The organism is Sphingomonas sp. G-3-2-10 (assembly GCF_012927115.1).
Lineage (GTDB): Bacteria > Pseudomonadota > Alphaproteobacteria > Sphingomonadales > Sphingomonadaceae > Sphingomonas.
The window spans coordinates 2,359,156-2,370,838 of record NZ_JABBFY010000001.1 but is presented as its reverse complement, the minus strand read 5'-3'; the positions used below and the strand labels follow the sequence as shown (position 1 = coordinate 2,370,838).

The following is an 11,683-nucleotide window of genomic DNA, read 5'->3' as shown; positions in this document are numbered from 1 at the left end:
CCGTAGCATAGCGCCCGGCAGCTTGCCCGTATCGTTAGGAGGAAGCGCCCCGGCGATCCATCGCCGCTTTCTCCGTGCCGTTGCGAAGTGAGCGGCACGGATTTTTCTGCACTTGCGAAGGCGGTATCGCTGCCGCTAAACGCCGCCGCGTGATTGGTGTCCCCTGCGAAGGGGATGAAAAGGGAACCCGGTTCGAATCCGGGGCTGCCCCCGCAACTGTAACCGGAGAGCCGGCGCGTCAAAGTCCACTGGGAAATATCCCGGGAAGGCGGCGCGCCAGCGATGACCCGGGAGCCAGGAGACCTGCCAGTCGCAGTCGATTCCTTTGCGCGGGCGGGGTGCACCGGGCGAACGGGGGGAGAAACCCCTGTGTGAGCGACACCGTAACGGGGTCGCCGCGCGTCATTCGCGAGACGGCCCGCAAAAGGGGTGTCATGTGATGACCAACTTCAAGATCCTGCTGTTCGCCGGCGCGGCGATGCTGCCCGCCATTCCCGCATTCGCTCAGGCCGAAGAGAAGGACGACATCGTCGTGCTCGGCGCCGGTGTCGAGCAGGCCAGCGACGAGAGCGGCCGTGCGATCACCACGATCGACCGCGCTGAGCTGGAGACGCGCCAGACGACGGTCGTCTCCGATCTGCTGGCGACTCTCCCCGGCGTGGGCGTGACTCGCAACGGCGGCATCGGCACCATCTCGACGGTTCGTATCCGCGGCGCGGAAGGCGAGCAGACGCTCGTCCTCATCGATGGCGTGCGCGTCAACGATCCCTCCTCGCCCGGCGGTGCGTTCGATTTCGCCAACCTGCTGGCCGGTCCGGTCGATCGCGTCGAAGTGCTGCGCGGCCCGAATTCGGTCGCATGGGGCAGCCAAGCGGTCGGCGGCGTCGTCAACATCGTTACTGCGCAGACCCGCGAAGGCTTCGGCGCTCGCGCCAATGCCGAATATGGCTCGCTGAACCAGATCTCGCTGAACGGCGGTATCTCGGGCGGCAACGAGACGTTCGAAGCGGCGATCACCGGCGGCTATTTCGACACAGACGGCATCTCGGCCGCTGCCAACGGCATCGAGGCCGACGGCTATCGCCAATATGGCGCGACCGGCAAGCTGAAGATCAACTTCGCGCCAGGTTTCGCGTTCGACGTCCGCGGCTATTTCTCGGACAGCCGTGCCGACCTCGATGGCTTCCCGGCGCCGAACTACACGCTGGCCGACACGCCCGAATATTCGACCAGCAAGGAAGTCTATGGCTATGCCGGCCTGACCGCCGATCTGCTCGACGGACGCTTCCACAACAGCCTGAACGTCACAATCGCCGATATCGATCGCGACAATTACGATCCGACCTTCGGCAGCGCACCGTCCTTCTTCGGACGCGGTAATAGCGAGCGCTATGCCTATCAGGGCGATTTCCGTGTGATCGATCAGGTCCGCCTCGTGTTCGGCGCGGAACAGGAAGACAGCAGCTTTACCGATGGCGGCCCGAAGTACGAGCAGGGCATCACCAGCTTCTATGGCGAAGCGATCGTTTCCCCGATCGAGCAGGTCACGCTGACCGCCGGCCTGCGCAACGACGATCATTCGGGCTTTGGCAGCCACACCAGCTTCGGCGCCAGCGCCGCGGTTCGCCCGTTCGAAGGCACGGTGCTGCGCGCAAGCTATGGCGAAGGCTTCAAGGCGCCGACGCTGTACCAGCGCTTCAGCTTCTACGGCACGTCGGGCCTTCAGCCCGAAACCGCGAAGAGCTATGAATTCGGCGCGCAGCAGACGCTGGGTCCGGTGACGATCGGCGCGACCTGGTTCCACCGCGATACAGTGAACCAGATCGATTTCGATCTGGGCACCTTCACCTATCAGAACATCGCGAAGACTCGCGGCGAGGGCATCGAACTCGAACTGATGGCGAAGCCGGTCGCCGGCCTCACTCTGCGCGGCGCATTCACGCATCTCGATGCGGAAAACCGCTCGCCGGGCGCGAACCTCGGCAAGGACCTTGCCCGCCGCCCGAAGGATTCGGGCAGCTTCTCGGCCGACTACAAGTTCGATTTCGGGCTCAGCCTGGGCGGCACCGTGCTGGTCGTGGGCGAGAGTTTCGACAATCTGGCGAATACCGTTCGTCTCGACGGCTATGCCCTGGTCGGCCTGCGTGCGGAATTTCCGGTTACCGATCAGGTCGTGCTTTATGGCCGCGTGGATAACGTCTTCGACGAAACGTATCAGACGGTCGCCGGTTACGGCACCTATGGGCGCACGGCCTATGCCGGCGTACGGCTGAAGCTCGACTGATGGCCCTTCCGTTCACCACGAACGGATTCTGCTGGAGCGCCGCCGCGCTGCTGCTTTTCGCATTGAGCAGTTGCGCGGCGCCTCCCACGGCAGGCGGCGGGGGCATCGTTTCGATCAACCCGTGCGGGGATGCCATGTTGGTCGAACTCGCGCCTGACCGGATCGCGTCGATCAGTCACTATTCGCTCGATCCGGCCGCGACCTCCATCCCCCCGGAGGTCGCTCGCCGCTACCGTACCAATGCCGGCACCGCCGAAGAGATTGTGGCGATGCGCCCCGATCTGGTGATCGGCGACACTTTCACGTCGCCCGCGGCCCGTGGCGCGTTCGAGCGCGCCGGGTTGAAGACGCTCTATCTCGATTCTCCCAACACGATCGAAGGCAGCAAGGAACAGGTGACGAAGCTCGCCGCGGCGCTTGGCGTCGAACCCGCGGGCCGGGCGATGAACGCGCGGATCGATCGTGCCGTCTCCGCCGCGACCTGGACCGGGCCGAAGGTGCCCGCCTTGCTGTGGATCGGCGGCAATCTCGCCAATGGCGGCGGGACCCTGCTCGATGAGATGATGGTCCGCGCCGGCTTCTCGAACCATGCCGCGCATTACGGCTTGCAGTTCACCGACACCCTGCCCATCGAGCATGTCGTGATCGATCCGCCGCGCGTCATGCTGGTTCCCTATGCGCCCGGCCGCATGGCTTCGTCGCGCGCCGCGGAGATGCGCGGGCGCGCCATCGCGCGGACCGGCGCGAAGGTCACGCAGGCCAATTTTCCGCGCAACCTCGTAAATTGCGGCGGACCGGTGATCGCAAAGGCGATGACCCGGCTGGCCGAAGTCCGGCAGAGCATCCGATGAAGCGCGCCGTGCTGATCCCCGGCCTCGCGGCGTTGGTCGCGATCCTGTTCGCCGCGTCGCTGATGGCGGGCAAGACATGGGTGCCGTTCGACGCCTGGTTCTCGAACGATCCGCGCTGGTGGATCATCGTCGAGCTGCGCGTGCCCCGTGCGATCCTGGGCTTGGCCATCGGCGCGGCGCTGGGGATCACCGGCGCGGTGCTGCAGGGCTTCCTGCGCAATCCATTGGCCGATCCCTCGGTGGTCGGCGTCTCGTCCAGCGCGGCGCTGGGCGCGGTGACGATGATCGTCGTCTTCTCCGCGATGCATCCGCTGGCGATCTTCGGCGGCGCGATGCTGGCGGCGTGCGGGTCGATGCTGCTGCTGGCCGGGCTGGCATGGCGCAGCGAAAGCGCGGTCGCTTTCATCCTTGCCGGCACGGTGCTCGCCAGTCTTTCGGGCGCGCTGACCGCGTTCCTGATCTCGGTCGCGCCCAATCCCTATGCGGTGGCGGAAATCATCGACTGGATCATGGGTTCACTCACCGATCGCAGCTTTTCCGAGGTCAAGCTCGCGCTGCCGTTCATCGTCGCCGGTTGCGTGCTGCTGCTGTTCACCGGGCGCGCGCTCGATGCGCTGACCCTGGGCGAAGGGGCGGCGCGGTCGCTGGGCGTCAATCTGGCGCGGACGCAGATGCTGATCGTGCTGGGCGCGGGCCTCGCGGTCGGCGCCAGCGTGGCGGTGACCGGGGTGGTCGGGTTCGTCGGGCTGATCGTTCCGCATCTGCTGCGCCCGCTGGCCGGGGCGCGGCCCGGCGCGCTGCTGTTGCCGAGCGCGCTGGGCGGTGCGGCGCTGGTGCTGGCGGCGGACAGCCTCGTGCGGCTTGCGCCGGGCGCATCGGAGATTCGGCTGGGTGTGGCGATGGCGTTGCTCGGCGCACCTTTCTTCTTCGTGCTCCTGCTCAAGATGCGGCAACAGTCATGGACCTAATCGCCCAGAACCTTGCCGTCGAGCTGGGCGGGCGGACCGTGCTGCGCGATGTCAGCGCGCATCTGCGCCCCGGCCGGATTACCGCGATCCTCGGGCCGAACGGTTCGGGCAAGACCACGCTGATCCGCAGCCTTGCCGGGCTGATCGAGATCGATGGCGGGCAGGTGAAGCTGGGCGAGCGGATCATCGCCCGCGTGCCGGATCGCGAGCGGGCAAAGCTGATCGGATACCTGCCGCAGGACGGCGTCGCGCACTGGAATATCGGTGTGCGCGAACTGGTGGCGCTCGGCCGGTTGCCGCATCGCGCGCCCTTCGCCGGACCTTCGCCAGAGGACGCGGCGGAGATTTCGGCGGCGCTGGCCGCGACCGACACGATGCATCTGGCCGGCCGGCGCGTGCAGGAATTGTCGGGCGGCGAGCGGGCGCGAGTGCTGCTGGCGCGCGTGCTGGCCGGAACGCCCGGATGGCTGCTGGCCGACGAGCCGCTCGCCAGCCTCGATCCGGCGCACCAGTTCGGGATGCTCGATCAGCTTCGCGGGCTGGCGGCGACGGGCATGGGGGTGGCGATCGTGCTCCACGATCTGGTTCAGGCCGCGCGGATCGCCGACGATGTGCTGATCCTGAAGGACGGCGAAGTGGTGGTGTTCGGCCAGAAGAAGCACGCGCTGAACCCCGGCACGATCCGCACCGCATTTCAGGTCGAGGTTTCGATGATCGATCTGTGGGACGGCACGACGGTTCCGGTGACCACGGGGCGGACGCTAGTTTAGGCGGCCTCGCATCGGGCTTCTAAATCCTCCTCTCCGGGGGAGGATTCGAGGCTGACAGCTTCGATGCCTTGGCTAGAGCGTCTTTGGTGAGCGCGGACGCGTGCACCCAGCCCCAGCCCCGCCCTTGCAGGGAGGGGAGTACCCGAGGCCCACCCTCCAACGGCCCGCCGCCGGAATTGCACCTTTGGGACAGGTTGCGTTGACGACTCGTTGGACGCGGCGCTTGCGGGTGTAGTATTCTTCCGATGCAGGGGGAATGAGATGATCCGGTTGCTGCTGTTCATCGTCGCACTGATGTTCGTCGTGCGCGCCGATCCGGTGGGGAACGCCAATGCGGTGCCCTCGTCGCCGCCGCAGCAGGCGCGCAAGCTGATCGCGATCACCTTCGACGATGCGCCGCGCGCGCCCGGCGCGTTCTACACCCCCGCCCAGCGCACCGAGAAGCTGATCGCGGTGCTCAAGGAGAATCGCGTCCCGCAGGCGGCGTTCTTCGTCAACTCGGGCCGGGTGAACATCGGCGACGGCGACGAGGCACGCATCGCGGCCTATGTCGCGGCCGGCCATGTCATCGCCAACCACAGCGCCAACCATCCGCGCCTGATGCGGACCTCTGCCGAGGATTATCTGGCGGATATCGATATCGGCGAGAAATGGCTGAAGGGACGTCCGGGCTATCGCCCCTGGTTCCGCTACCCGTTCCTCGACGAAGGCGGGCGCGACAAGGTGAAACGCGATGCGGTGCGCGCGGGGCTGAAGGCGCGCGGGCTGCGCAACGGCTATGTCACGGTCGACGGATCGGACTGGAACATGGAAGCGTTGGCGGTCGCGGCGGTGAAGTCGGGCAAGACGCTCGACATGGATGCGTTCCGCGATCTTTATGTCGAGACGCACCTGCAATCGGCCGAATTCTCCGACGCGCTGATGGTCCGCACGATCGGCCGTTCGGCGCCGCAGGTTCTGCTGCTGCATGAGACCGATATCGCGGCCCTGTTCCTCGGCGATCTGATCGCGGCACTGCGGGCGAATGGCTGGGATATCGTCTCGTGCGATGACGCGTTCGCCGATCCGATATACAACCTGATGCCTGACACCCCCTTCGCCGCCGGTACGCTGGTCGAGGCGATGGCGTGGGAGAGGGGGATCAAGGGGCAGCGCTGGTACGACCGCAACGATATGGACGTGGCCAACCCGCTGTTCGCACTGCGGGTGCTGCATGAGGGTGCGCAATGAGCAGCCTCATCGCCGCCGTTCTGGCGATCGCCGCGTGGGCCGCGCCGCCGGGTGATTTCACGGGACCGGGGCGGTTCTGCGGTTATTCGCCGATCATCGATCTGGCCGAGGGCGAACGCATCGAACCCCTGGTAGGTGGCATCCACGCCGGCACCTTTCGTTGGGAGGGCGCATTCGGGACGCTGGAAGTCGCCGGTATCGGCTGGGCGGCTCGTCCGCCGGGCAGGCTGCTCGCGCCGCCCACCGGGAAAGGCCATGCCCGCTTCGCCCAGCGCCGCGAGGAAGGCCGCTATGTTGTCGCGATCTGGAATCGCGGCAAAGCGGCAGCCTATTTCAGGTCGGCGACGCCGCTGACCGGCGCCCAGCTTGAGGCAATCCAGCGGGTGGACCTGTTCGAAGAAGGGCAGGAGCCACAGGGTTGCAATTACAGGACGATCTTCAGTTGGGAATGAGGTTCGACCTGACCGCCGGGCTGATCGAAGGCCGGCGGAAGATGATCGCCGCCACGCTGTTCGCCCTGTGGATCGCGTCGCTCGCGCTGCCTGCGATCACGCTCTACGACGGGCATAACCAACAGCCGTTGCTTGGCGCCTATGTGCTGGGGATGGGCTGGATCGCGATGATGCGCTTCCAGTTCGGCTGGCTGGCGAACATCATGCTGCTCGTATCGCTATGGTTGCTCATCCGGCCAAGGCCGCATATCGCGGCGCTGCGGATCGTCGCGGGGATGCTCGCCATGTTCGCGCTGCACAGTCTCGATCTCTTCGTGCATCCCGAAGAGCATGGCATGCGCGGCGCACATGCGGGATATTTCCTCTGGCTGGGCGTTTGTCTGGCTGCGGCGATGATCGCCACCGTCTTTTCATTCCAGACCATAGCGGAACGCCATGACCAGCCAGTTTGATCTCACCGACGAGCAGCGCCAGATCCAGGATCTCGCGCGCCAGTTCACGGCCGACAACATCACGCCGCATGCCGCCGAGTGGGACGAGAATCACATTTTCCCGCGCGACACGATCAAGGCGGCGGCCGAGTTGGGCTTCGCGTCGATCTATGTGTCGGAGGAAAGCGGCGGGATCGGCCTCGGGCGGCTCGAATCGGCGCTGATCATGGAAGCGATGGCCTATGGCTGCGTGCCGACCAGCGCGTTCATTTCGATCCACAACATGGCGACGTGGATGATCGACCGGTTCGGATCGCAGACGGTGAAGGACAAGTATCTCCCGTCGCTGATCTCGATGGACCTGATGGCCAGCTATTGCCTGACCGAGCCGGGTTCGGGGTCGGACGCGGCTGCACTGAAGACCCGCGCGGTTCGGGATGGCGATCACTATGTCGTCAACGGATCGAAGCAGTTCATCTCCGGCGCGGGGGTCAACGACCTCTATGTCACGATGGTCCGCACTGGCGAGGAGGGGCCGAAGGGCATCACCTGCATGGTGATCGAAAAGGACATGCCCGGCGTCAGCTTCGGGGCGAAGGAGCGCAAGCTGGGCTGGAATGCCAGCCCCACGGCGGGCGTGACCTTCGAGAATGTCCGCGTGCCGGTTGAAAATATCGTCGGCGGCGAAGGCGAGGGCTTCCGCATCGCGATGATGGGCCTCGACGGCGGGCGGCTGAACATCGGCGCGACCTCGCTCGGCGGGGCGCAGCGCTGCCTGGACGAAGCGATTGCCTACACCAAGGAGCGCCAGCAGTTCGGCAAGGCGATTGCGGACTTCCAGAACACCCAGTTCACGCTGGCCGACATGGCGACCGAGCTGGAGGCTGCGCGTGCGCTGCTCTATCTCGCTGCCGCCAAGGTGACGGCGAACGCGCCCGACAAGACCAAATTCGCGGCGATGGCCAAGCGGTTCGCGACCGATACCGGCAGCTCGGTGATCGACCGCGCGCTCCAGCTTCACGGCGGCTACGGCTATCTGAAGGACTATCCGATCGAGCGTTTCTGGCGCGATCTGCGGGTGAACTCGATCCTCGAGGGCACCAATCAGGTCATGCGGATGATCGTCGGGCGCGAGCTGACCCGCCAGTGATCCCCGACCTGACCGAAGCGATGCGCAAGGCCGCCAAGACGATGGGCGGCGGCGCGACGCTGCCGTTCGATCCCTTCGCGATCGCCACCACCACCGCGCAGTTCGCCGCGGGGCTCGCGATGAAGCCGTCGGACCTGCTCGAAGTGCAGATGGCGGCGGCGAAGCAGTGGACCGATTTCTGGACCCGCGCGCTCGATCCCAGTGCCGCGCCGTCCGCGAAGCCGAAGGACCGCCGGTTCGCGGCGCCGGCATGGCAGGACGATCCCTATTACCGCGCGATCCGCGACGCCTATCTGCTGGCGTCGGATCAGTTGCGCGGGCTGGTGGGCACGAGCGAGGGTTCGGGCAATGCGATGGTCCGCTTCCTGCTCGACCAGTATCTGAACGCGGTCGCGCCAACCAATTTTGCCTTCACCAACCCCGAAGTGATCGAGCGTACGCGCGAGACCGGCGGGGCCAACCTCGTTCAGGGCTTCGCCAATCTGCTCGAGGATCTGGCGCGCGGGCAGGGCATCGTGAAGCGCCGCACCGATCCCGATGCGTTCGTGAAGGGCGAGACCATCGCCGCGACGCCGGGGCAGGTGGTCTATCAGAACGACCTGTTCCAGCTGATCCAGTATGATCCCGCCACGCCCGATGTCGCCGCCGAGCCGTTGCTGTACGTGCCGCCGCTGGTGAACCGCTTCTACATGATCGACCTCCAGCCGAAGTCGAGCCTCGTAAAATGGCTGGTCGATCAGGGGCGGACGGTGTTCGTCGTGTCGTGGGTCAATCCGGGCGAAGCGCATCGCGACAAGGGCGTCGAAGCCTATGTGCTCGAAGGCATCGTCGAAGCGATCGGTGTGGTGCGGGAACGGACCAAGGCAAGGCCGGACCTGTTCGCCTTCTGCCTTGGCGGCACATTGGTCGCGATCACGCTGGCCTATCTCAAGGCGAAGGGCCGCGCGGACGAAGTGAACTCCGCCACCTTGATCGGATCGATGGTCGATTTCGCCGATATGCGCGACTGGTCGGCCTTTGTGCATGAGGGGCATCTGACCGCGCTCGAAGATCATCTCGAAAAGCAGGGGTTCATCGACTCGGTCGAATTGCAGCGGCTGTTCGCGGCGATGCGGGCGAACGACCTGATCTGGTCGTCGGTGGTGAACCATTACCTGCTCGACAAGCCCGCGCCGGCCAGCGACCTGCTCTACTGGTTCGAGGACGGCGCGCGGATCCCGGCGGCGTTCCTGAAGTCATATAATCGCGACATATTGTTCGGGAACAAGCTGCGTGAGGGCACCGGCTTCACCGTCAGCGGCGAAGCGATCGACCTTTCGAAGATCGAGACTCCGATGATGGTCGTCGCGCTGAAAGACGATCATGTCTCGGCGTGGGAAGCGGTGTATGACGGCGCGAAGCTGCTCAACGCAGCCTATGTGCTCGGCGGATCGGGCCATAATGCCGGCGTGATCAATCCGCCTGCCGCCAACAAGCATGGCTATTGGGTCAATGCCGATATGCCCGCCACCGGTGCGCAATGGCTGGAAGGCGCGACCCGGCACGAGGGATCGTGGTGGCCGCTATGGGACGACTGGCTTGGCAGCAACGGATCGGGCGAGCGAGTGAAGGCGCGGACGATCAAGGACGGGCTTGAACCCGCCCCCGGTTCCTACGCTAAGGGCGCGTGATGACGATGATGTACGACGAAGTCCGCGCCCATATCGACGGGCAGGCGGGCCGCCTGCGGCTCAATCGCCCGCGCGCGCTCCACTCGCTCGATCTGGGCATGGTGCAGGCGATGACTCGCGCGCTGCTCGAATGGCGCGACGATCCGTCGGTACGGATCGTGCTGATCGATCATGCCGAGGGGCGCGGCTTCTGCGCGGGCGGCGATGTGGTCGGGATCGCGAAGAGCGTCGACGGGCATGATGCCGCGGCGCGCGCCTTCTTCTTCCAGGAATATCGGCTCAACCATCTGATGTACACATACCCCAAGCCGGGCGTGGCGTTCATGGATGGCGTGACGATGGGCGGCGGTGTCGGCATTTCCTGCCCGTGCCGCTATCGCGTCGCGACCGAGCGGACGATGTTCGCCATGCCCGAAACCGCGATCGGCATCTTTCCCGACGTCGGCGGCGGCCGCTACCTCTCGCGCCTGCGCGGGCGGCTGGCGCAGTATCTGGCGCTCACTTCGGCGCGGCTGAACGGCGCGGAATGCAAGGCGCTGCGCCTGGCGACGCACTACCTCCCGTCGGAGCGGCTGGAGGAAGCCAAGGAACGGATCGCCGCCGATCCCTATCGCGTGATGGCGATCCTCGACGAGCTTTCGGAAGAGACTGTCCCCGAAGCGCCGATCATGGCGCGCCTGCCGCTGATCGACCGCTGCTTCGCGTCGGACGAGCTGGAAGATATCCTCGCCTGCCTCGACGCGGAGAGCGATCCCTGGGCAGCCGAGACCGCGAAGACGATCCGCGCCAAATCGCCCACCGCGTGCAAGGTATCGCTGCGGATGCTGGTCGAAAGCCCGAAACAGCCGCACTTCGTCGACGAGATGCGGATGGAGTACGGCCTGATGGTCCGCATGATCCGCTTCCCCGATTTCCGCGAAGGCGTCCGCGCGCTGCTGATCGACAAGGACAATGCGCCGGTCTGGGCGCCCCCGGCCGATGTCGCGCCGTTCTTCGAACCGCTTCCCGAAATCGAGGCGTGGAGCCCGCTCCCCGCCAATCCCGGAGACGATCTCTGATGACCTACGAAACTATCCTCGTCGAACAGCGCGGCGCCGTCACGCTGATCACGCTCAATCGCCCGCAGGCACTCAACGCGCTCAACTCGCAGATCCTGACCGAGATTCTCGATGCGGTGAAGGCGTTCGACGCCGATCCGTCGCAGGGCTGCGCGGTGCTGACCGGCAGCGAGAAGGCGTTCGCCGCCGGGGCGGACATCAAGGAGATGCAGAGCCAGGGCTTTGCCAACATGTACGGCCATGACTTCTTCGCCGGCTGGGACCAGTTCTGCCGCACGCGCAAGCCGATCATCGCCGCGGTTTCCGGCTATGCGCTGGGCGGCGGGTGCGAAGTGGCGATGATGTGCGACTTCATCCTCGCTTCGGACACCGCGAAGTTCGGCCAGCCGGAGATCAAGCTGGCGGTCACCCCGGGCATGGGCGGATCGCAGCGGCTGACCCATGCGGTGGGCAAGGCCAAGGCGATGGAAATGTGCCTGACGGGCCGGATGATGGACGCCGCCGAAGCCGAGCGCGCTGGCCTTGTCAGCCGCATCCTGCCTGCCGCCGATCTGGTCGAGGAAGCGGTGAAGACCGCTGCGCTGATCGCGTCGATGGCGCCGCTGGCGATCCTGGCGAACAAGGAAATGGTCAACGCCGCGTTCGAGACCACGCTGGCGCAGGGCGTCGCGTTCGAACGCCGCCTGTTCCACGCGATGTTCGGCACCGCCGACCAGAGCGAAGGCATGGCCGCGTTCGTCGAGAAGCGCCCGGGCAACTGGACGGGGAAGTAACTTCTTCTGCTCCCCACCCGCTTGCGGGAGGGGTCGGGGGGAGGGC

At 65.9% G+C, this 11,683-nt stretch carries 11 protein-coding genes and 1 riboswitch; all 11 genes read left to right on the top strand.

From position 1 onward, the window contains the following. The first annotated feature begins 137 nt into the window (after positions 1-137). A riboswitch (cobalamin riboswitch) is annotated at positions 138-326 on the top strand. Positions 327-439: 113 nt separating this feature from the next. The 11 genes from HHL13_RS11930 to HHL13_RS11880 all read left to right on the top strand — a co-directional run bounded on the left by HHL13_RS11930 (position 440) and on the right by HHL13_RS11880 (position 11,637). Next, complete coding sequence (locus HHL13_RS11930) at positions 440-2,284, top strand: TonB-dependent receptor (protein WP_169555875.1); 1,845 nt, start codon at positions 440-442, stop codon at positions 2,282-2,284. Beyond that, positions 2,284-3,135 carry an ABC transporter substrate-binding protein gene (locus tag HHL13_RS11925; protein WP_169555874.1) on the top strand — a complete coding sequence of 284 codons (852 nt, stop codon included), beginning with the start codon at positions 2,284-2,286 and terminating at the stop codon, positions 3,133-3,135. Before HHL13_RS11930 ends, HHL13_RS11925 begins: the two co-directional genes overlap by 1 nt. Further along, on the top strand, positions 3,132-4,103 hold the full coding sequence (locus tag HHL13_RS11920) for an iron ABC transporter permease (protein WP_169555873.1): 972 nt from the start codon (positions 3,132-3,134) through the stop codon (positions 4,101-4,103). The genes HHL13_RS11925 and HHL13_RS11920 overlap by 4 nt, the downstream gene beginning before the upstream one ends. Next, entirely contained in the window at positions 4,094-4,873 is a 780-nt protein-coding gene (locus tag HHL13_RS11915) for an ABC transporter ATP-binding protein (RefSeq protein WP_169555872.1), read from the top strand. The genes HHL13_RS11920 and HHL13_RS11915 overlap by 10 nt, the downstream gene beginning before the upstream one ends. Before the next feature lie 261 nt (positions 4,874-5,134). After that, positions 5,135-6,103 carry a polysaccharide deacetylase family protein gene (locus tag HHL13_RS11910; protein WP_240953690.1) on the top strand — a complete coding sequence of 323 codons (969 nt, stop codon included), beginning with the start codon at positions 5,135-5,137 and terminating at the stop codon, positions 6,101-6,103. Next, positions 6,100-6,555, top strand: a complete 456-nt coding sequence (locus HHL13_RS11905) for a hypothetical protein (protein WP_169555871.1) — start codon at positions 6,100-6,102, stop codon at positions 6,553-6,555. Before HHL13_RS11910 ends, HHL13_RS11905 begins: the two co-directional genes overlap by 4 nt. After that, entirely contained in the window at positions 6,552-7,007 is a 456-nt protein-coding gene (locus tag HHL13_RS11900) for a hypothetical protein (RefSeq protein WP_169555870.1), read from the top strand. Before HHL13_RS11905 ends, HHL13_RS11900 begins: the two co-directional genes overlap by 4 nt. Then, positions 6,991-8,136, top strand: coding sequence for an acyl-CoA dehydrogenase family protein (locus HHL13_RS11895; protein WP_169555869.1), 1,146 nt, complete (start codon positions 6,991-6,993; stop codon positions 8,134-8,136). The genes HHL13_RS11900 and HHL13_RS11895 overlap by 17 nt, the downstream gene beginning before the upstream one ends. Continuing rightward, positions 8,133-9,806, top strand: a complete 1,674-nt coding sequence (locus tag HHL13_RS11890) for an alpha/beta fold hydrolase (RefSeq protein ID WP_169555868.1) — start codon at positions 8,133-8,135, stop codon at positions 9,804-9,806. Before HHL13_RS11895 ends, HHL13_RS11890 begins: the two co-directional genes overlap by 4 nt. Next, positions 9,806-10,864, top strand: coding sequence for an enoyl-CoA hydratase/isomerase family protein (locus HHL13_RS11885; protein ID WP_169555867.1), 1,059 nt, complete (start codon positions 9,806-9,808; stop codon positions 10,862-10,864). Before HHL13_RS11890 ends, HHL13_RS11885 begins: the two co-directional genes overlap by 1 nt. Then, positions 10,864-11,637, top strand: coding sequence for an enoyl-CoA hydratase (locus tag HHL13_RS11880; RefSeq protein ID WP_169555866.1), 774 nt, complete (start codon positions 10,864-10,866; stop codon positions 11,635-11,637). Before HHL13_RS11885 ends, HHL13_RS11880 begins: the two co-directional genes overlap by 1 nt. Positions 11,638-11,683: the final 46 nt, after the last annotated feature.

Excerpts from the sequence above, each read along its gene's own strand:
- HHL13_RS11930 (WP_169555875.1), top strand. The coding sequence starts at position 440 with ATGACCAACTTCAAGATCCTGCTGTTCGCCGGCGCGGCGATGCTGCCC.
- HHL13_RS11925 (WP_169555874.1), top strand. The coding sequence starts at position 2,284 with ATGGCCCTTCCGTTCACCACGAACGGATTCTGCTGGAGCGCCGCCGCG.
- HHL13_RS11920 (WP_169555873.1), top strand. The coding sequence starts at position 3,132 with ATGAAGCGCGCCGTGCTGATCCCCGGCCTCGCGGCGTTGGTCGCGATC.
- HHL13_RS11915 (WP_169555872.1), top strand. The coding sequence starts at position 4,094 with ATGGACCTAATCGCCCAGAACCTTGCCGTCGAGCTGGGCGGGCGGACC.
- HHL13_RS11910 (WP_240953690.1), top strand. The coding sequence starts at position 5,135 with ATGATCCGGTTGCTGCTGTTCATCGTCGCACTGATGTTCGTCGTGCGC.
- HHL13_RS11905 (WP_169555871.1), top strand. The coding sequence starts at position 6,100 with ATGAGCAGCCTCATCGCCGCCGTTCTGGCGATCGCCGCGTGGGCCGCG.
- HHL13_RS11900 (WP_169555870.1), top strand. The coding sequence starts at position 6,552 with ATGAGGTTCGACCTGACCGCCGGGCTGATCGAAGGCCGGCGGAAGATG.
- HHL13_RS11895 (WP_169555869.1), top strand. The coding sequence starts at position 6,991 with ATGACCAGCCAGTTTGATCTCACCGACGAGCAGCGCCAGATCCAGGAT.
- HHL13_RS11885 (WP_169555867.1), top strand. The coding sequence starts at position 9,806 with ATGACGATGATGTACGACGAAGTCCGCGCCCATATCGACGGGCAGGCG.
- HHL13_RS11880 (WP_169555866.1), top strand. The coding sequence starts at position 10,864 with ATGACCTACGAAACTATCCTCGTCGAACAGCGCGGCGCCGTCACGCTG.